13 protein-coding genes and 3 pseudogenes are annotated in these 20072 nt (G+C 65.1%); 10 read left to right on the plus strand and 6 right to left on the minus strand.

Annotated elements, in window-relative coordinates:
• The 4 genes and pseudogenes from QZ149_RS06445 to QZ149_RS06460 form a co-directional block, all read left to right on the plus strand.
• Positions 1 to 192, plus strand: a pseudogene (locus QZ149_RS06445) (hypothetical protein); the annotation flags it as partial.
• Between the two features lie 46 nt (positions 193 to 238).
• Positions 239 to 967, plus strand: coding sequence for a hypothetical protein (locus QZ149_RS06450; protein ID WP_291450503.1), 729 nt, complete (start codon positions 239 to 241; stop codon positions 965 to 967).
• Between the two features lie 52 nt (positions 968 to 1019).
• Entirely contained in the window at positions 1020 to 1736 is a 717-nt protein-coding gene (locus QZ149_RS06455; RefSeq protein WP_291450504.1) for a hypothetical protein, read from the plus strand.
• Positions 1672 to 2247, plus strand: a complete 576-nt coding sequence (locus QZ149_RS06460) for a hypothetical protein (RefSeq protein ID WP_291450505.1) — start codon at positions 1672 to 1674, stop codon at positions 2245 to 2247. Before QZ149_RS06455 ends, QZ149_RS06460 begins: the two co-directional genes overlap by 65 nt.
• Positions 2248 to 2399: 152 nt before the next feature.
• On the opposite strand, the gene ileS is transcribed toward QZ149_RS06460, so the two are convergent.
• Entirely contained in the window at positions 2400 to 5678 is a 3279-nt protein-coding gene (ileS, locus tag QZ149_RS06465) for an isoleucine--tRNA ligase (RefSeq protein ID WP_291450506.1), read from the minus strand.
• 383 nt (positions 5679 to 6061) lie between these two features.
• On the opposite strand from ileS, the gene QZ149_RS06470 reads away from it, so the two are divergent.
• From QZ149_RS06470 to QZ149_RS06490, 5 genes and pseudogenes are all read left to right on the plus strand, one after another.
• The gene (locus QZ149_RS06470; RefSeq protein WP_291450507.1) at positions 6062 to 7081 is read left to right on the plus strand and encodes a permease; all 1020 of its coding nucleotides are present in this window, start codon (positions 6062 to 6064) and stop codon (positions 7079 to 7081) included.
• On the plus strand, positions 7078 to 7974 hold the full coding sequence (locus QZ149_RS06475; RefSeq protein ID WP_291450509.1) for a TIGR03943 family protein: 897 nt from the start codon (positions 7078 to 7080) through the stop codon (positions 7972 to 7974). The genes QZ149_RS06470 and QZ149_RS06475 overlap by 4 nt, the downstream gene beginning before the upstream one ends.
• A 246-nt stretch (positions 7975 to 8220) precedes the next feature.
• Positions 8221 to 9714 carry a sulfatase-like hydrolase/transferase gene (locus QZ149_RS06480; protein ID WP_291450511.1) on the plus strand — a complete coding sequence of 498 codons (1494 nt, stop codon included), beginning with the start codon at positions 8221 to 8223 and terminating at the stop codon, positions 9712 to 9714.
• A pseudogene (locus QZ149_RS06485) lies at positions 9711 to 10981 on the plus strand (anaerobic sulfatase maturase). Before QZ149_RS06480 ends, QZ149_RS06485 begins: the two are co-directional and overlap by 4 nt.
• Positions 10978 to 11775 (plus strand): annotated as a pseudogene (locus QZ149_RS06490) (sulfite exporter TauE/SafE family protein). Before QZ149_RS06485 ends, QZ149_RS06490 begins: the two co-directional pseudogenes overlap by 4 nt.
• Before the next feature lie 41 nt (positions 11776 to 11816).
• Here the strand turns inward: QZ149_RS06490 and QZ149_RS06495 are convergent.
• The 5 genes from QZ149_RS06495 to glpA all read right to left on the minus strand — a co-directional run bounded on the left by QZ149_RS06495 (position 11817) and on the right by glpA (position 17664).
• Positions 11817 to 12503, minus strand: a complete 687-nt coding sequence (locus tag QZ149_RS06495; RefSeq protein ID WP_291450513.1) for a hypothetical protein — start codon at positions 12501 to 12503, stop codon at positions 11817 to 11819.
• A 228-nt stretch (positions 12504 to 12731) separates the two neighbouring features.
• Positions 12732 to 13487 (minus strand): SDR family NAD(P)-dependent oxidoreductase, encoded by a 756-nt coding sequence (locus QZ149_RS06500; protein ID WP_291450515.1) that lies wholly within the window; start codon positions 13485 to 13487, stop codon positions 12732 to 12734.
• A gap of 63 nt (positions 13488 to 13550) precedes the next feature.
• Complete coding sequence (locus QZ149_RS06505) at positions 13551 to 14834, minus strand: anaerobic glycerol-3-phosphate dehydrogenase subunit C (protein WP_291450516.1); 1284 nt, start codon at positions 14832 to 14834, stop codon at positions 13551 to 13553.
• Positions 14831 to 16081, minus strand: coding sequence for a glycerol-3-phosphate dehydrogenase subunit GlpB (glpB, locus tag QZ149_RS06510; protein ID WP_291450517.1), 1251 nt, complete (start codon positions 16079 to 16081; stop codon positions 14831 to 14833). Before glpB ends, QZ149_RS06505 begins: the two co-directional genes overlap by 4 nt.
• Entirely contained in the window at positions 16078 to 17664 is a 1587-nt protein-coding gene (gene glpA / locus QZ149_RS06515; protein ID WP_291450518.1) for an anaerobic glycerol-3-phosphate dehydrogenase subunit GlpA, read from the minus strand. Before glpA ends, glpB begins: the two co-directional genes overlap by 4 nt.
• A 265-nt stretch (positions 17665 to 17929) precedes the next feature.
• On the opposite strand from glpA, the gene QZ149_RS06520 reads away from it, so the two are divergent.
• Positions 17930 to 19969: a M13-type metalloendopeptidase gene (locus QZ149_RS06520; protein WP_291450519.1), complete on the plus strand. Its 2040-nt coding sequence runs from the start codon at positions 17930 to 17932 to the stop codon at positions 19967 to 19969.
• Positions 19970 to 20072 lie beyond the last annotated feature (103 nt).

Here is a 20072-nt window from a genome sequence, read left to right on the forward strand (position 1 = left end):
CCCCTGATGATCACATTCCGCAATCAGAGCCAAGCGGTAGCGGTATCCGTCGGCAGCGTCAACCAAGAGTTCCGTAACACCACCTACGAGAAGTACAACAAGTCGATGTCTCAGCTCATGGACTCCATGGAGATCATGATGCACCTACACGCGGCCAAGCCCAACGGGTCCAGCACCCCCACCCACGGCTGAATACCCACACACCTTCGGCGAACAACGACGCGAGAGGAGCAGTGCCATGTATCTTGAAGGACAACACGTCGATAGCGGCTGGATTCGGTCAACGTTCACGCTGACGCACCGCGTCTCGTGGCAGCAAATGCTCCAAGCGGTCTACGCCGCATTCGACTACTTCACGGAAATCGTGATTTTCGTGGACGAGAAAAGCCAGCGCATCAAGTCACGCGACGACGTCCTGACGATCCCTGAATCCTCAAGCATCGCAATCGCTGGCATCTCCACGGTGTTCAAAGTCCCCATGTCGATCTTCTTCTACACGCAGGTGCAATTCTCCAACGTGCGCCTCAAATGCGTGAGCGAAGAACTCTACGGCCTGGACTACGAGCGCTACAACAAGATGGTCTGTCCGCTCATGAACGCCCTCGAGCTGGCAATGTTCAGAAAGCCCGCTAAGCCCAGCCGCAGGCATAAGGGAAGCAAGGGGCCACGGCGCAGCAAAACAGACAAGCCCGCCCACACGGCCTCTTCGCCCGTGGCGTCAAAAGTCGCGGACACCGGACAGCAAACCCAAGCGAGTACTGTCTCCCACGCAGGAGCGCACGCGCACAGCGACAGGGGCAGCTCCGCGCCCCAGCGTCCGACAGCGGACAGGCCCTCGCAGCCTGCGCACGGTCCTCAGGCTCCCACACGTGCCGTGTCCCCGATCCTGGCTCCTCCTGTTCAGTCAACCCCGGCTCCCCCGCGACCGTACGCAGCTCCCCCGATCCCGCAACCGCCAGGACGATAGCGGCTGGGATCGCCGTTTCCTGACCTGCATCACCACAGAGAATCGAGCTTCCGTGCCCCCCGAGCCGCACAATCCACACCCAGACGAAGTCGTCACCCCCATGAGCGCAATGTTCCCCGTGCGCGCTCCCGGCCCCGGGGACGTGCTCCCCCACGCCGAGGCAGGACTCGGGCAGCGTTATCGCGCGGGCATGGACGTTACCGGTTCCATGGCGGCCCAGATGTCCGACGGCACCGACCCCGAACTGGTATCGACCAATGCTTGGCTTCGCTCCCGATACGCCAAGCCGAAGACCACGTTCCCCGCCTGGCGCCAGGATCGCGACCACGGCGAGGTCCCTGGAACCAATCGATATTTCCGTTTCAAGGCCGAGTTCATCGAAGCCTTCGACATCACCGGCCTCGACCACATTGGCCACGTCGGCGGACGCCATCTGACCCCCATCATGAACGGCGGCATCTTCCCCTCCGAGTTCCGCTCGGGGCCGCCGGCCAACTTCAACGAGCTCTACCACCAGTTCCGTTTCACGGGCAACGCTTTGCCTGAGGACGTCATGATCGAGATCTGTTTGCTCGACGAAGACCACGGGTCCTACGGATACGCTCCCCAGGTTCGTATCCTCGAGAAGGTCGCTCTAGGCGCATGGGTTGCCATGACGATTGACGAACTCATCACGCAAAACATCATTGAAGGAGTCTCCGAGCATGTTGGAGAAGTTAGAGACGTTGATTGGGAAGCTCTGTTCGGGTACTTCCGTCGCACAAAGTGACTTCCAGAACGGATACGGCTACGGGCACTCGTTCTCGTCCTACAACACTGACTTCTTCACGATGTGGGAGATATCGGGCTACTACCGTTTCAGCTGGTCCGAGCGTCACCCAAGCACGCGCTTCACGATGGACACGCGCAGCGAGGCCTTCGCCAGCTACGTCCTGATCACGCAGCTCGGTGCGCTGCGCCGCGCCAATCTTCGTTTGCGCCCCATCGTTCTGCCGAGCGATCCGCCGACCGATGGCCGCTGGCGCATCACGGATACACCGTGGCCCAGGGTCAAGCGCTACACGCACGCGACCTACCCCATCTTGAGCGTCGAGGCGACGAACAGCCGTGAGCTGCGCCAGATCCTCTTCGCCACGCGATTTTCTCGCGAGGATCTGCTGAACTCCTTCATGAAGCAGGACGGCCAACCCGTCCTCTCACCGTGGATGACGTCAAACTCTGCCTACCTCGAGCGCCTGCGTGAGGCAACCGTCGACCTGCGTTACATCGCGTCGCGCTAGCGCTTCGGTGCTTGCACCTCAGCGCTAGGCACACGCCCCCTGCCTGCGCCCTGCGACGTGTGCTCTGCAAGCTGTGCGCCCCGCCCCGTCATCGCGTATGAAAGCGGGCGGGCCGCGCCTTCGCGCAGCCCGCCCGCCTGAGTTTTCAGCACTCAGTGCTTGGCGACGCTCACCGCGAGCTTGTCGCCAGCCTCGACCGTCAGCGACAACGCGAGGGTCTCAGCGGCGATCATATCGCGCCAGGTCTCCACGTCAGCCACGTGATCGGACGGAACCGTCAGCGACAGGTCGATGCGATCCGCGATGTGCAGGCCGGCATTCTTACGCTCATCCTGGACGGCGCGCACAACGTCGCGGGCGTAGCCCTCGGCCTCCAGCTCGGGGGTCAGCTCCGTATCGAGCACCACGAAGGTGCCCGACGCCAGCACGTCCGCGACCTGTCCCTCGGCAGCGTCCACGGAGGTGGACACCGAGAACATGTCACCCGTCAGCTCCAGCGGAGCGCCGTCAACCACGACGCCCGGGAAACGGCAGGCGCCGTCTTCCGTCAGCTCCCACTGCCCGGACTTCTGCGCCTTGAACAGCTGGCTCGTCAGCTTACGAACCGACGGGGCGAAGGCACGCGGGTTCAGGCTCAGCTCGGTGCGCACGCTCAAGCCCGAATTCTCCGGCGCGGAGAACACCACGGACTTCACGTTCACCTCGGAGGCAATCAGGTCCGCGAAGGGCTCCAGGGCCGCAAAGTGCTCGGAGACGACCTGCAGGGAGGCCAGCGGCTGGCGCACGCGCAGCTGATGTGTCTTGCGCAGCGCGTGAGCCGACGACACGACCGAACGAACCTCATCCATGGCGGCGACCAGCTCGGGGGCATCCACGGCCTCGTCGATGACCGGGTAGTCCGTCAGATGCACGGACTCCCCGCCCGTCAGGCCACGCCAGATTTCCTCGCTCAGCAGCGGCAGCAGGGGTGCCGCCAGCTCCATGAGCGTCACGAGAGCCGTGTACAGCGTGTCGAACGCGGCGCTGTCCTCGTCCCAGAAGCGCTGACGCTGGGTACGCACGTACCAGTTCGTCAGAACGTCCAGGTAGTCGCGGACCACCTCGCACGCACCCGCCACGTCATAGGCGTCCAGCGCGCCGCGCACGTCCTCAACGAGGGTACGGGTGTGCGCGAGCAGGTAACGGTCCATCTGCACCAACGCGGCCACGTCCTCGGGCGAGGACAGGTCGATGCGCTTCGCTTCGTAGCCCTCGCCCTTGTTGCAGGCGCCCGCGTACAGCGTGAAGAAGTAGTACGTGTTCCAGATGGGCAGCAGCACCTGACGGACGGTGTCGCGGATCGACTCCTCCTTGACGATCAGGTTGCCGCCGCGCACGACCGGGCTCGACATGAGGAACCAACGCATCGCGTCGGAGCCGTACTTGTTGAACACCTCGGCCACGTCCGGGTAGTTGCGCAGCGACTTACTCATCTTCAGGCCGTCGTCACCCAGGACGATGCCGTGGGAGACGCACGAGCGGAACGCGGGGCGATCGAAGAGCGCGGTCGCCAGGACGTGCAGCGTGTAGAACCAGCCGCGCGTCTGACCGATGTACTCGACGATGAAGTCGCCCGGGTAGTGGTTCTCGAACCACTCCTGGTTTTCGAACGGGTAGTGCACCTGCGCGAAGGGCATCGAGCCGGACTCGAACCAGCAGTCGAACACGTCGGAAATACGACGCATCGTCGACTTGCCCGTCGGGTCGTCCGGGTTCGGGCGCGTCAGAGAGTCGATGAAGGGACGGTGGAAGTCCGTGACCTTCACGCCGAAGTCGGCCTCAAGCTCCGCGATGGAACCGTAGACGTCTGTGCGCGGGTAGGCCGGATCGTCCGACACCCACACGGGGATCGGCGCGCCCCAGAAACGGTTACGCGAGATCGACCAGTCGCGGGCACCCTCCAGCCACTTGCCGAAGATGCCGTCCTTAGTGTGCGCGGGGGTCCACGTGATCTCCTGGTTGAGTTCGACCATGCGGTCGCGAATCTGGGTCACGCGAACGAACCACGAAGACACGGCCTTGTACATGAGGGGCTTGCGGCAGCGCCAGCAGTGCGGGTAGGAGTGCACGTAGGACTTCTCGCGCACCAGCACGGCGCGGATCTCGGGGGCGCGACGCGCAATGGGACCGCCCTGCTCGCGCAGGTCGGCCACGACATAGCGGTTCGCGTCAAAGATCTGCATGCCCTCGTAGTCGGGAACCTCCGAGGTGAAGACGCCGCCCTCGTCGACCGGCATGACGAGGCCGATGCCGTACTCCATGCACGTCCACATGTCGTCCTCACCGAAGGCGGGTGCCTGGTGGACGAGGCCGGTGCCATCCGTGGTCGTCACGTAGTCGGCGGCGATGATGGACCAGCCGTTGGGGCCGGGGGCACCGCCTTCGGCGCGGCGCTCGGGGGTGTCGAAGTAGTCGTAGATCGGGTGGTAGTGGGTACCAACCAGCTCATGGCCCTTGTAGGTCGCGACGACGCTCGGGTCCTCGCCCAGCTCCTTGGCGTAGGAGGGGATCAGGTCGGTGGCGATGAGGACGCGCTCGCCGACGAGGTTGCCCTCATGGTCGGCCGCAACCTCGACGAGGGAGTACTCGATCCCCGGTCCCACGGCGACAGCCGAGTTCGAGGGCAGGGTCCACGGCGTGGTCGTCCAGATGAGCGCCAGCTCGGGGTGGGCCGAATCCTCGCGCAGCTTCTTCTCCAGGCGCAGGCCCACCGTCACCGTGTTGTCGGTGCGGTCCTGGTAGACCTCGTCGTCCATCTTGAGCTCGTGGTTACTCAGGGGCGTGCGGTCGTTCCAGCAGTAGGGCAGGACGCGGTGACCCTGGTAGGCCAGGCCCTTGTCATAGAGCTGCTTGAATGCCCAGATCACGGACTCCGTGTAGGACTTGTCCAATGTCTTGTAGTCGTGCTCAAAGTCCACCCAGCGAGCCTGGCGGGTGACGTACTCTTCCCATTCCTTCGTGTAGCGCAGGACGGAGGAACGGCAGGCCGCGTTGAACGCCTCGATACCGATGCCGCCCTCGCGGGTGATCTCGGTTACGTCTTCGATGCCGAGCTGGCGCTGCGCCTCGAGCTCGGCGGGCAGACCGTGCGTGTCCCAGCCGAAGCGGCGCTCGACGCGGTGGCCCTTCATGGTCTGGTAGCGGCCCACCACGTCCTTGACGTAGCCGGTCAGGAGGTGACCGTAGTGGGGCAGGCCGTTGGCGAAAGGCGGACCATCGTAGAACACGAACTCGTTAGAGCCGTGCTCGCCGGCGTCGCGCATCTGCACCGACTTGCGGAAGGTGTCGTCGCTCGCCCAGAAGGCCAGCGTGGATGCTTCCATGGTCGGGAAGGAAGGGCTGGGGTCCACCTCGTCTTGCCGGTGGCGGGGATAGAAGCCGTGCTTCGTCATGAGTGTCCTCGTCTCGCGCCTATACAGGGACGAGGACCGGCGTCGCCGGCACCCGCGGTACCACCCCGCTTGCCGCTCCCGTTGGTCGGGTGCGGCCGCTTCGTTGGGGCTGTGTCGGGCCCTCCCGTCCGGTTCTACTGGAGGGGACGAGGCCGTGGCCGGCTGTCGCTGTCCTCTTTCTTCCGGATGCTCCCCGGCGATACCCCGCTGTCGCGGGCCGGATCGTAGCGAAAAACCAGTGTAGCGAAGCGACTGTTCAGATGCCCATCGGGGGCGCGTCTGTCTGCCCACAGCGCAGGCGTGCTCTCCCTGCATCGGTGCACGGCCTCGTCGCCACGGCGCGTGCTTGCGGGGAGCGCGCAGCCCTGCACTAGAGTTGTGGGGTGTTTGAAACGGAAACGAAACGCCCCGCGCGCCCTTGGGGTGCGCTCGTCAGCACGTGCGTGATCGCCGCGCTGCTGGTCACCTGGGCGTTGCAGGGGTCCCTATCCGGCGCGGGTTTCCCGGTTGGGCGCGCAGCGACGATTGCGGTGGGCATGACCCTGCAGGCGATCCCCTTCCTCCTCCTGGGTGTCTTCGTCGCCGAACTCATCGAGGCCTACCTCTCCCCCGCGCTCATCGCCCGGGTGTTCCCGACGAACCCCCTCGCCTCGGTGCCAACTGCGCTCCTCGCAGCCTTCGTGCTGCCCGTGTGCGATTGCTCGGCCGTTCCGATTTTCCGTTCCCTCCTGCGCAAGGGGGTTCCCCTGTCGGCGGCGACGACCCTCATGCTGGCTTCCCCCGCGATCAACCCGCTGGTGTTCGCCTCGACGCTCTACACCTTCGGGTCGTGGTCGCTCGTCGCCACGCGCGTTGGCCTCTCCGTCATCGTCGCCCTCACGGTCGGCCTGTCTATGCTGGCTGCTCCCCCACGCGCGCTGCGCGAGGAGAGCCTGTCGGACACCGATCACGGGGGCGACGCGTGTTGCTGCGAGCACGGGTGCGAGATGCCCGACCGGAGCGTCTCTGGCGTGTTGGCAGCGACTGGTCGGTCGTTTGGGCGAATTTTGCCGTTCTTACTGGGAGGCGTGGCCGCATCAACGGTGGCACAGGTGCTGTGGCCGGTGTCGTCGTTGCTGTCGGGGTTGCCTGCGGCGGGCGCGTTGGCTCTGATGATGGGAGCGGGTTTCGCCCTGTCCCTGTGTTCATCGTCTGATGCGGTAATTGCACGCTCGTTCGCCTCATTGGCACCGACAGGTGCTCTCATGGGCTTCATGGTGTACGGGCCGATGATGGACGTAAAGAACGTAGCGTTGTTGTCGTCGCAGTTCCGCGGAACATTTGTGGCGCGCCTGTTCGTGACGGTGACAGCAGTTGCCGCGTTGGTTGTTGGCGGCTCCTGGTGGATGGGGGTTCTCTCGTGAAGCTGTTGGATCGGATTGCTCCCACCCTGGAGGCCCTGTCTCTGGCGGGGTTGGGTGCTGCGCTCGCATGGATGGCGCTGTCGGGACGCTACGGGTCATTCGTGCCACCGTCGGCGCGGCTGGGCATCCTCGCATCAGGCGTCGGGTTGTTGGCGTGCGCGCTGGCGTTGTCGTCGCGTCTGGAGGTGGGCGAAGGTGAGCACACCCATGGGGAGCACACCCATGGGGAGCACACCCATGCGCCCGCGTCGTCGCGTCGTGGGCTGACGCGCGCCAGCGTGGCTATCCTGGCCGCCCTCATCCTGATCCTTCCCTTCCGCGTGTCCCCCTCTGAGCTGGCCGCAACCACGATTAGCGCGCGTGCCGCAGATACCGAAGACGAGGCCGAGGCGGACCCCGGCGCACCATCCGAGGACAGCCCCTCCGCTCCCCCCGCGAGCGCGGATGGGGGCGCACAGTCGGCCACCCCGGGTGGGAGCCAGAGCGGGGGTGGGTCCCAGGCCTCGTCGAGTGGAGTGTTGGAGCTGACGACGGAGAACTTTGCTGCTCAGGTTGAGGAATTGGCGTCTCATGGGAAGGTGCATGATGGTCAGCGTGTGGAGTTGACGGGTTTTGTGATGAGCGAGGCTTCGGCGCGGGGGCAGGCGGCGATTCCGCGGTTGACGCAGGAGGAGAGTTTCGCGGTGGCGCGTATGGCGATTTGGTGTTGTGCGGCGGACGCGTATGCGATTGGTTTTGCGGTGCGGTGGGACGGAGCGGTTCCTGCGGCGGATAGCTGGGTGCGGGTGCGTGGGACGTTGCGTCTGCGGGGTGCGAAGGCGTTGGTTATTGATGCTGAGTCGGTGGAGGTGACGAGTGCTCCGGATCCGGAGTTTGTGATTCAGAAGCGGTGAGCACCAACATGGTGAGTGACTTAGATCATTCACCATGTTTATGTCCGTTAGCTCGGACACAAATTGAGGCGCGTAGCGTGAGGAGTGCGCACACGGCAGGCGCGGGCGCATTCCTCACCTTCAAGGACGAAGACATGTCTACGACACCCTCACTCACGCCCCGCGAGAAGAACGCGAGGCGCTATGCGACAACGCTGGCGATCATCGCCACCGGCGGCGCGAAGCTAACGACGAAAAGGCACACCAATGACCGACAAGACTCGAGACATTCCCGACAACGTACGTAACGTCCTGGTCATCATGACCGACCAGCACCGCACCGACACAATCGGCTGCCTGGGTAACCCCCACGCCCGCACCCCCGTCATCGACGCAATGGGCGAATCGGGCTTCGCCTTCACCCACTGCTTTACCCCCACCGCGATCTGCACGCCGGCGCGCGCCTCACTTATGACCGGCAAGCGCCCGGGTAAGCTCCAGGTGCTGGCCAACCCTGAGTGGAACATCGCCTACCAGATCTCGATCCCCAAGGGCACGTGGACGTACACGCAGGAGCTACGCGACGCCGGCTACAACGTCGGCATCGTCGGCAAATACCACTGCGGATACAACCTGCCCGATGCCTTCGGCGCGGACGACGACACCTACTGGGGGGCCGAAAACCCCGTGGCCAACGAGAAGTACGTCGCCTGGCTCGAGGCCAATAACCTCCCGCCGGTGCGCGCCCACGACCTGTGGCGCGGCAAGCTCCCCGGCGGGCGCGACGGGCACATCATTGCCGCACGCCTGGACCAACCCGAGGAGGCCACCTTCAAGCGATTCCTGGCAGACCGCGCGATCGAGAAGCTGCGCGAGTACGCGGCCGACTGGAAAGACTCGGGTCAGCCCTTCTGCCTCGACGTGCACTTCTTTGGCCCTCATCTGCCCTACTTCCTGCCCGACGAGTGGTTCGACCTGATCGACCCCGGCCTCGTGGAGCTGCCGGAAAACTTCGGCGACTCCCTCATCGGCAAGCCCCCGATCCAGGAGAACTACGCGACCTACTGGTCCACGTCCTCGTTCACGAACGAGCAGTGGAAGAAGCTCATCGCGGTCTACTGGGGATACACGGCCATGATCGACTACGAGATCGGGCGCATCATGGACGTGGCGCGCGAGCTGGGCATCCTGGACGACACGGCGGTCTTCTTCTGCGCGGACCACGGTGAGTTCACGGGATCGCACCGCCTCAACGACAAGGGGCCGATGATGTACGACGACATCTACAACGTCCCCTTCATCGCTCATATCCCCGGCGTGTCCACGGTGGGTCGCTCCGACGCGTTCGTCTCCCTCATCGACCTGCCGGCCACGGTGCTCGACATCGCGGGCCTGGACACCTCGCTCGTGGAGGACGGGCGCTCGATCGTGGACCTGACGCGCGGCGAGGACGTGGAGGGCTGGCGCCAGGACATCGTGTGCGAGTTCCACGGCCACCACTTCCCCCTCCAGCAGCGCATGCTACGCACGCGGGACTTCAAGCTCGTCATCAACCCCGAGTCGATCAACGAACTCTACGACCTGCGCCTGGATCCGGCGGAGATGAACAACGTCTACACCGTGCCCGTCTACGACGAGATTCGCAGGGAGCTGGCCACGAACCTCTACCTGCAGCTGCGCGAGCGCGAGCGCGCGCCTCACCGGGGAGGGGCCATGGCCTCGCCTAGGGTGGGGGTGCGCGCTGGGGGTGAGCCATCGTGAGTGCCCAGATCCCCTTTTCTGTGGTGACGAAGCCGACGGGTGCGGCATGTAACCTGGACTGCCAGTATTGCTTTTTCCTGTCTAAGGAGTTGCTCTACGATGCGGCGGCGCAGACCATGTCGGAGGAGACGCTGGAGCGCTACGTGCAGGCGTTCCTTGAGTCGAGTCCCGACGGCGAGGTGACGATGCTGTGGCAGGGCGGGGAGCCGACCCTGCGCGGCCTCGGCTTTTTCGAGCGCCTCGTGGAGCTGTGTGAGCGCTACCGCCGCCCCACTCAGCGTGTGCGTCATGCCCTACAGACGAACGGGACGCTGGTGAGCGATGAGTGGGCGCGTTTTTTCGCTGACCACGAGTTTCTCGTGGGAGTCTCCATCGACGGACCCGCTCACATGCACGACGCTTACCGGCTGAACCGTGGCGGGCGCGGCACCCACGCGATGGTTGTGCGCGGCTGGGAGGCTCTGGCTCGCGCGGGCGTGGAGACGAACATCCTGTGCACGGTCAACGCCGCGAACGAGGAGCACGGGGCGCAGGTGTATCGCTACTTCCGTGATGAGCTTGGGACTCGCTACCTGCAGTTCATTCCCATTGTTGAGCGTGTGCGCGCCGCCGACCTGGCTCAGGCTGAGCGCGGCTGGCGCTCCGGGACCTCGGCGCTTCTGTATCGACAGGACGGGGACTGCGTGACGAGCCGCTCCACGTCCCCCGCCTCCTACGGGCGTTTCCTGTGCGAGGTGTTCGACCAGTGGCTGGCCTCCGACGTGGGTGAGGTCTTCATTCAGGACGTGGATTCGACGCTGTCGGCTATGTTCGGGTCAGCGTCGGTGTGTGTGCACGCGCCGGTGTGCGGGGCGAACATGGCGATGGAGTTTAACGGCGACGTGTACGCCTGCGACCACTGGGTGGAGCCGGACTGGTTGGTCGGCTCGATCACCTCCTCGTCGCTGTCGCAGCTGGCCGCTCCGATAAGATGCGCGACTTTGCGCGCCTCAAGCCCGACCTGGACGAGGAGTGCCGCGCGTGTGCGTACCTGCGCCTGTGTTGGGGCGGGTGTCCGAAAGACCGTTTCGTGCGCCGGGGCGAGCGCGCGCACAACTACCTGTGCGAGGGCTACCGGGCGTTTTACGAGCACGCCACCCCCGCCCTGCGAGCGATGGGCATGCTGATCGCGGCGGGCAGGCAGGCCAGCGACATCATGGACCCCGCGGTCGCGGCCTCCCTGGGGGTCCGTCCTCCCACGCCTGCACCCGGGCAGGGGGTCCGATGATCCTTCATGCCCTCCTCATCGGCGCGCTCGTCGGCGTCGTCGTCGGCTCACTCGGCGCGGGAGGTGGCATTGTCTCCGTCCCCATTCTCGTCTACGTCCTCGGCCAAGACCCGCACCAGGCCACGGGCTTGTCCCTCATCATCGTGGGGCTGACGGCCGCCGTGTCACTGGCGACGCGCGCTCGCAGCGGGAACGTCGCGTGGCGTGAGGCAACGATCTTCGCGCTCGCTGGCCTGGCGGGTACGTGGGCGGGAGCGGCGCTGGCCCCGCTCGTGTCGGCCCGAGGCCTCATGCTGTCCTTCTGCGCTCTCCTGGTAGCGGTCGCGATCTTCATGGTCCGTTCGCAGCTGCGTCCCGTGGACTCGTCGTCGCACGAGACCGGGGCACAGCTGCGTGATCAACGCTCGTAGACGCTCGCGACCGTGAGCCGGGTCGTTGCGCTCGCGACGCTGACGGGTTTCCTCACGGGGTTCTTCGGCGTCGGCGGAGGCTTCGCGATCGTGCCTGCCCTACACCTCGCGCTGCGATACCCGATGAAGCGGGCATCCGCGACGTCCCTGCTGGTCATGGTCATCACGGCTGCTTTCGGCCTGGCTTCGCGCACACTCTCCGGAACTCTGACGATCACCGCCGAGGCCGTGGCAATGGTCGCGCTGTTCACCGGTGCCTCGATGGTGGGCGGGTTCGTGGGAGCGCGCCTGACTGCGCGCGTGTCGAATCGCGTCCTCGGCTTAGTCTTTGCTGCCCTCCTCATCATCGTGGCCGCATCAACGCTGGCGGCCACGCTCGCGTAACGGGCGCGTGAGACTTGGATCGTCTCGCGCGCCCGCTTCACTCAACTGGCACTCGTATCGCTGTTCTCGCCGGTCGTATCCTGATGACTGCCGTGGAAGCTGCCGGGGCCTCGTCCGCCCTCCGGCGGAGGACCGGGCCGTCTGCTTCCGGTATCCCCTTGCTGCGAACCGAACCCCTGCTGGTCATTGCCACGATCCTGCTGATCGTTACCGGAACCTTGCTGGCCATCAGCGGGGCCTTGCTGATCGTTCTCAGGGTCCTGACCGTGACCCGGACCGAAGTTATCGCCCTCAGTCCCGCCGCCTTGGTCGTTGGCACCGTCCTCGTATCCCTGTTCGTAGTAGTCCTGTCCATCCCCCATCACGGTGGCGTGAGTGATGATACCCGCGCCAAAGCCGACGGAGAGGATAGCGGCGGCTGCTCCGGCGATAGCCGCGCGCTTGCCCCACGAGGTCTTCTTCGACGCAGGCTCACTCACCTGCGCAGCGGGTGCCACGGCCTCGTCACCCTCCTGTTCGTCGGCAGAAGACTGCGCAACAGACTCCAGAGGCATACCAGCAAACGCATTGGCGCTCTCCTGATGAGTGATGGGAGGCATCTGCGCCGTTTCTACCTGAGGCACGTGGGTGGGGAGAACCTCTGTCTGCTCTGCTGCTTGCTCACCCGACCGGGACAGAATCGAGGTGCGCTCCGTGTCACCCACCAGGTTCTTGTTGACGTCCGACATGAAGGACGCTCCTTTCTGTTCATCAATGATCATTGCCTCGCAGCCTAGAGACCACTCATGAGGGGACGTTGTGGCGAAACTGTGAACAACCTATGAACGTTGAGGCCCTATCGATCACTGAATGAAGTGTGCTTTGTGTGGCCGTGGTCTCCACGAACGGCACGCGCACCGCTCGCTGCGGACCAACCCACCCCGGCCTCGTCCCGCTGCCGTGATCAGCCCCACCGTCTACACCTCGGGGGCGTTCCTGGCCACGAGAGTATTCGTCGCCTGAGCCACCGGGCGCACGATCATCGAGTCAATGTTGACGTGGGACGGGCGCTCCAGGGTCCACACAATCGCCTCGGCGATGTCCTCGGCGACCAGCGGGGCAGCAACCCCCTCATAGACGCGGTCGGCCGCCTCCCGGGAGCCCAGGCGGTTGAGAGAAAACTCCTCGGTGTGCACCATGCCGGGCGCGATCTCGATGATGCGCACGGGCTCGCCCACCAGCTCCTGGCGCAGCGTGTTGGCGATGATGCGCTCAGCGTGCTTGGCGGCCACATAGCCACCGCCACCCGGGTACGTGTCGTGGGCAGCAGTCGAGGTCAGGAACACGAGGTCTCCCCCGCGCTCGCGCATACCCGGCAGGAAAGCGCGCGAGCAGTGCAGAGCGGTCAGCACGTTACGGTCGAACATCGCACTCCACCTGGCAGGGTCACTGTCGGCGACGCTGTCCACACCGATAGCTCCGCCGGCGTTATTCACCAGCGCATCCACGGGGCCACCCTCCAGGACACGGGCGGCCATCTCCTCCACCTGCGCCTCATCGCTCAGATCAGCCGCCCAGTACTCGCAACCGATCTCGGCGGCAAGAGCCTCCAGGCGCTCGCGGCGACGGGCCACCGCAACGACCCTCCACCCCCACTTCGCCAACAGGCGGGCGGTATCCTGCCCAATTCCGCTAGAGGCTCCAGTGACGACGACGCGGCGAGAGATGCTCATGAGCACACAGTAATATCCCCGGGCACGCATCGTCGTGCACGCCCGGGGATATTCGCTCGCGTCTCAGCCGTTGGGCAGACCGTAAGCCTTGTGAATCAGCCAGATCGGGTGAACGACGTTCGCACCCGTGGCCGTACGCAGCTGCCAACGACACGTCTCCGTGTCACAAGCAGCCAGCTCGGCGTTGACCTGCTTGATGAAGTCGAAGACAGGAGCGCCCACGGCCTGGGCGATCGCGTACTTCTCCTTCTTCATGCCGTACGTGCCCGCGATGCCACAGCAAGGCTGCTCGGAATCCTTGACGGTCACGCCGGGAATCAAACTCATGAGCTCAATGGCCGGCTTGCCCAGGCCCTGAGACTTGACCTGGCAGGGCGCGTGGTACGGGATGGTGACGTCGATGCGTTGGAAGTTGGTATCCAGCTCGCCCTTGTCGTACAGGTGCAGCAAGAACTCGCTGATGTCCCACATGCGGCTACCCACATCCGTCAGCTCAGGCGTATCCATCTCCAGGATCTCGTGCGCCTCATGACGCAGCATGCCCGCACACGAACCGGACGCGGAGATGATCGGCGCATCGCGGTTGACGCTGCGCAGGTCGCTCGTCAGCTTCGAGACGTACTTGCGCGCATCCTTGTAGAGGCCGTTGGACTGTAGCGCAAGACCGCAGCAGCCGTGCTTGGGGACCAAGACCTCGTACCCCAGGTGCTCAAGCACCATGACCGAGTGGATGGAGGTCTCGACCTCAAAGTACTGGCCGGCGCATCCGTGGAAAAAGATCACCTGGCCACGCGTGCCCGAGCCAGGCAGCGGCGTGTGCTTCTTGAACCAGGACTCGAAGGTACGCCCGTAGGCGCGCGGCATGGGAGCCGAGCGATGCACACCAATAACAGCCTCCATCGCCACGCGGATCGGCTTGACATCCAGCGCCCAGTTCGCAATCGGGGCGACCGGGGTCATCATGGTGCCGATCAGTGAGGTGCGGCCGATGAGGCGGTCACGCAACGGAATGCCGTGCGCTTCCTTCATCGCGGTGCGACGGTGGTGAATGATTTCGGTGACCTTCACGCCCTGGGGGCACACGAGCGAGCAGGTGCCGCACGAGGAGCAGTAGTCGATAGACTTATCCACCATCTGCCCGTCCTTGCGGAAGCGCTCGGCCTGCGGGCCGGAGTACTTCGGGCCACCGAACAGGTCAGTGACGCGCATGACGGGGCACTGCGTCTCGCAGATCGTGCACTTGACGCAGGCGTCCAGGCTGGCGCGCAGCGCCGCGTCACCCTCCAGGGAGAGCACGTCGGTTTCCTCCACGCCCGGTCCCATCAGCGTTGACATTTCCAGGGTCATTTCAGCTCCTCCACGATTGCGTCGACGGCGGCCAGGGCACTGGCCAGCGCGATACCTTCGCCGCTCTTTTCACGCCAGCGGGTGGCACCGGCCAGGTTGCCGCCCGCAGCAAACAGGTTGGTGTACACGGGCGTGCCGTTGTCATCGACGACGCGCATGGAGTCGTCGACGGCCAGGCCTGCCAGGAACAGGGGCTGCTCGTCGCCCCAGAAATCGGCGTGCAGCAGCTGGCCGGCGGGTCCCATGACGGGCAGGCCGCACACGGTATCAGCCACGGCACCGTAGGAGTCCAGCTCAAGGGCACCGGACTCGAAGCCGCCCGCCGCCAGGATCACGGCGCGCGTCTCGACGCGTGTGGCGCGTCCAGCGCTGGCGTAGTCGACGGCCTGGATACGTCCATCCGCGGCGTGAATCGCTGTGAGGGGCGAACCGAGGATGACACGCGCCTTGGCAGAAGCCATACGGGTCAGCTGCGCGTTCAAGCGCATGCCGGGAATCGACGGGGGCTGGATCGGGATCTCGAAGACCGGGTGACCGAGTTTGTCGGCCAGGTCGCGCCACGCGTTCGGATCGTCGAGGCCGAGCATGGCGGGCAGGCCAACGATTTCGCCGTCCTGAAGGAGGGGACGGATCTGGGCGGCCAGGCGCGCGCGGTTCTTCTCGTTGTCGAGGCTGCGAGCGTGCACTGTGCCCACGGAGTCGATCTCACCGTCACGCACGACGTAGTCGACGCTCAGGGCACGCGCAGTGATCGCCTTGCCGTCGGGGCCGGTCTGACGCGATAGATTCTCGGCGACGAGGCCGGGGTAGAAGTCCTTGAGTCGCTTCAGTCCCACGATGGCGTAGCGTGCGCCCGCCTGAGGGATACCGGCCTCCATGGAGGGCGGGATCAAGCAGGTGGGGCGCAGCGCGCCGACGCCGGTGGGGATACGCACGTTGCGCGTCTCATCGCCGATGAGGGCGTCCGGGCCAACCGTGTCGCGCAGCCACGCAACGGATGCACCGACGTAAGCCGGGGTGACGTGCGCGTAGGGGTGCGTGGGACGCGAGGCGACGTGGGCTTCCAGCGCCTCGAGAGGCTTGTCGATCAGGTCGGGGCCATAGCCGAGGATATCGACCGTGCCCGTGCCGAGCTGAATACCGCCCACACCCTTGGTGATGAGGGTGACACTCAGGCCCGCATCGGCGGCCTTGATCGCGGCGGACAGACCGGCCAGGCCAGCACCGATAACAACGACGTCTCTCATCGAACGACCTCTTCCTTGGCTGCGGGCAGGTGCTCAACGTCGAGCGTGCCCTCGTGGATCCATGCATCGAGAACAGCCTGCCTGGCCTGCTTTCCGTACAGGATGGGCCACAGGCCGATCCAGCGGTTCTTCAAGAACAGGCGAAGCAGCCCGTTGGCGCGTTCCGAGTCGATATCACCGCGTTCGTGCGCGATGCCCGCGGCGCGCTGGGAGCAGAAGCCGCCCTGGCACGGCCCCATGCCCAGGCGCATCTGGCGACGCACGTCGTCCAGCTGGCCCTTGGGCAGCGTGTCCATGACGTTTTCGAGCATGGCGCGGGTGGCCATCTCGCACTCGCAGATGATCTGCTCGTGCGTGGGTCCCTCGTTACGGGACTCGACATTCTCGAGGCGGTGGCCGATCGTGTAGAGGCGCGCTTCCTTGGCAGGGGGGACGGCCTCGTCGGCGGTCTTACACGGACGGGTCTCCCCCATCTCAGTGCACATGATGTCGACGATTCGCTCGGCCATGAGGCGGTAGGTGGTGAGCTTGCCGCCCGCGATGGTGAGCATGCCGTAGATGCCGTCTCGCGAGTTGTGGTCAATGATGCTCATGCCGCGCGCCATGTGGCGGGTGTCGGTCTCCGACACACGAGAGTCCTTGATGAGGGGACGAGCACCTGCCCACGCGTGCACCGCGCGAGCCTTGCGGAAGCCGGGAATCATGGCTTCACCAGAGTCGAGCATCTGCTGGACCTGGTCGGCGGGGATCGGCAGGTTGTCGGCGTCGTCGGACTTGAGGTCCGTCGTGCCGATGATGCACACCGTGTGGTCGGGCACCAGGATGTCACCGTCGGCGGGCCACACGCAGCGGTTGATGACCGAGTGGGTGAGGCGGTGGTTCATGGCGATCATAATGCCGGCACCGGCGACAACGTCGACGCCGTGGCAGTCGGCCAGGCCAGCAATCTTTCCAGCCCATGGGCCGCCACAGTTCAGGACGAATCCGCATTCGATGCGCACGTCTTCGCCGCCGCGCTCATCACGAACGATGACGGCACAAATGCGCTCGCCGTCGCGCTCAATATTGGTGACGCGGTGGTAGGTCAGGATCTGGGCACCGTAGGCCTGCGCGGAGCGGATGGCTCCCCAGGTCATCTGCCAGCCGTCGACCGTTCCGTCTTCGACTGCGAACGCACGCTTGATGCGTGGGTCCAGACGGGGTTCGCGGCGTAGGGCCTCGGCGATAGAGATTTCCTCTGCCGGCACCTTTGCAGCGGCAGCACGGGCCAGGAACTGGTCCGCGTAATCTTCATCGTCGTGAGCGGTCACCACGAAGAGGCCGCCGGTGGCCTCGATGGCGTTGGAGTTAATGCGCTTGACGATCTCGTTTTCTTCAGCGCATTCGGTGGCCGACTCGGGGTCGGAGGCGATGTAGCGTGCACCGGAGTGGAGTAGGCCGTGGAAGCGACCGGACGTACCTTGAGCGATATCGGCCCGGTCAACGAGGACGGCAGAAAAGCCGCGCATTGCGACGTCGCGGACGACGCCGGCACCGGTGGATCCGCCACCGATGACGCACACGTCAGTGCGAAGTGTCTTCACCGTGTTTTTCCCTTCACGTCTTCATGAGGATGTGCCTCATTGCGCTCACAATTCTGCCCCAAACACCCCTATTTGAACGAATTCGCAGACCCCTATGCACATATGTGCACACGCGGCATACGCCAAAGTTCCATTCGCACGTCTTTGCCTTGAATACCCCGAAAAACCGGGAATAACAACCAATACATGTCACGTAATTCCGTTTTCGCCTCGCCGACATCACTACGATCCACGCCACAGGCACCAGACCCCCTAGAGTGAAGGCATGACAAACACACTGCTCGCACGCGTCCTCGAATCTTCGAACATGGACCCCTCCGTGCGCCCCCAAGACGATTTTTACCGCCACGTGAACGGCACCTGGCTGGCGACCCACAAAATTCCGGCCGACCGCCCGATGGACGGAGCCTTCCACGCACTGCGCGACGCATCCGAAAAATATGCCCGCGCAATTGCGCAGGACGCGGCCGCTGGCAGACTCGACGATCCGGACGCGGACCGCATCGCAACCCTGTGGACGCAGTTCCTCGACGAGGACACTATCGAGGCCGCTGGTGCCGCTCCCCTGCGCGCTGAACTCGACGCGATCAACGCCTGCGCGACGCGAGAGGAGTTAGCCGAGGCCATGGGCGCGCTGATGCGCGCCGGCATCGGCGGTCTCGTGGGCGCCTACGTGGGTACTGACCCTCATGATTCCTCCTCCTACATGGTTTCCCTCGTCCAGTCCGGCATCGGCCTGCCCGATGAGGCCTACTACCGCGAGGAGGATTACGAGTCAATTCGCCAGGCCTACGTCGCCCACACCGGACGTCTCCTGGCGCTGGCGGGCGTGGCCGACCCTGACGGCGCGGCGAAGCGCATCATGGCCCTGGAGACCGCCCTGGCCTCACACCACCGCGACTCTGTGTCCAACCGCGACCCACTCCTGTCAGATAACCCGACGCCGTGGACCCGCTTGACATCGCTCGCCCCCGGCTTCGACTGGGACGCCTGGGCGCGCGGAGCCCGCATGCACGTCTGCGACCTCGTCGTCAACGTGGACCAACCCGACTTCCTGCGCGGCGCGGCCTCCCTGTGGGAAAGCACCGACCTGGCCACCCTCAAGGAGTGGCTGAGCGCATCGACCATCGACGTGCGCGCCTCCCTGCTCTCGGCCGATTTCGTGGAGGAGAACTTCGACTTCCACGGCCGCACTCTCTCCGGTACGCAGGAGCTGCGTCCCCGGTGGAAGCGCGCGCTGTCCCTCATCGAGTCCTACCTGGGCGACGCCATGGGCCGCGCGTGGGTCGCCCGTCATTTCCCGCCCAACGCAAAGGAAGCGATGGATGCACTCGTCCAGCGCCTCCTCGACGCCTACGGCGAGTCGATCCGAGGCCTCGACTGGATGAGCGAGGACACCAAGGTCAAGGCGCTGGCTAAGCTGGCGACCTTCAACCCGAAGATCGGCTACCCCGTGAAGTGGCGCGACTACTCGACGCTGCACCTGGACTCCTCCGCCACGCTCGTGGACAACGTGCGGGCCGCCAACGCGCACGCCACCGACCGCGAATGGTCCAAGCTGGGCGGCCCCGTCGACCGCGACGAGTGGTACATGACTCCCCAGACGGTCAACGCCTACTACAACCCCACCCAGAACGAGATCGTGTTCCCCGCCGCGATCCTCCAGCCCCCGTTCTTTGACGCGCAGGCGGACGACGCGGTGAACTTCGGCGCGATCGGCGCGGTCATCGGCCACGAAATCGGTCACGGCTTCGACGACCAGGGATCCCGATACGACGGCGAAGGCAACCTGTCGAATTGGTGGACCGAGGAGGACCGGGCCGCCTTCGAGGAGCGCACCCACGCCCTCATCGGACAGTACGACGTCCTCACGCCCTCTGTCCTCCTGCCCACCAAGGGTGCCGAGGCCGTGGCCGACGACAGCGAAGACGGCACCGAGCGCTCGCTCCCCCACGTCAACGGTGCCCTGACCATCGGTGAGAACATCGGCGACCTGGGCGGCATGACAATCGCATGGAAGGCATGGGTGGCCGCGCTGGCCGAGCAGGGACTCACCCCGCAGACAGCCCCGGTCATCGACGAGATCACCGGAGCCCAGCGCTTCTTCTTCTCGTGGGCGCGCGCCTGGCGGACCGCGACCCGCCCCCAGTTCGCCCGACAGATGCTGGCAGTCGACCCCCACTCCCCCGCGGAGTTCCGATGCAACCAGGTGCTGCGCAACCTGGATGCCTTCGCCCAGACGTTTGATGTCAAGCCCGGGGACGGTATGTGGCTCGATCCGGCCGAGCGCGTCACCATTTGGTAAAAGCGTGTCCCAGCGGACACATTTCGGCGCGCCCCGCGCATTCACCTGCAACACATGACACCATAGAAATGTTTGGCGCGACAGCGCCCCCATTCCATCGACG

Source organism: Actinomyces sp. ICM47, from assembly GCF_905369875.1.
GTDB lineage: Bacteria > Actinomycetota > Actinomycetes > Actinomycetales > Actinomycetaceae > Pauljensenia.

Excerpts from the sequence above, each read along its gene's own strand:
- QZ149_RS06450 (WP_291450503.1), top strand. The coding sequence starts at position 239 with ATGTATCTTGAAGGACAACACGTCGATAGCGGCTGGATTCGGTCAACG.
- QZ149_RS06500 (WP_291450515.1), bottom strand. The coding sequence starts at position 13,487 with ATGAGCATCTCTCGCCGCGTCGTCGTCACTGGAGCCTCTAGCGGAATT.
- glpB (WP_291450517.1), bottom strand. The coding sequence starts at position 16,081 with ATGAGAGACGTCGTTGTTATCGGTGCTGGCCTGGCCGGTCTGTCCGCC.
- QZ149_RS06520 (WP_291450519.1), top strand. The coding sequence starts at position 17,930 with ATGACAAACACACTGCTCGCACGCGTCCTCGAATCTTCGAACATGGAC.
- QZ149_RS06480 (WP_291450511.1), top strand. The coding sequence starts at position 8,221 with ATGACCGACAAGACTCGAGACATTCCCGACAACGTACGTAACGTCCTG.
- QZ149_RS06505 (WP_291450516.1), bottom strand. The coding sequence starts at position 14,834 with ATGACCCTGGAAATGTCAACGCTGATGGGACCGGGCGTGGAGGAAACC.
- QZ149_RS06495 (WP_291450513.1), bottom strand. The coding sequence starts at position 12,503 with ATGTCGGACGTCAACAAGAACCTGGTGGGTGACACGGAGCGCACCTCG.
- ileS (WP_291450506.1), bottom strand. The coding sequence starts at position 5,678 with ATGACGAAGCACGGCTTCTATCCCCGCCACCGGCAAGACGAGGTGGAC.
- QZ149_RS06460 (WP_291450505.1), top strand. The coding sequence starts at position 1,672 with ATGTTGGAGAAGTTAGAGACGTTGATTGGGAAGCTCTGTTCGGGTACT.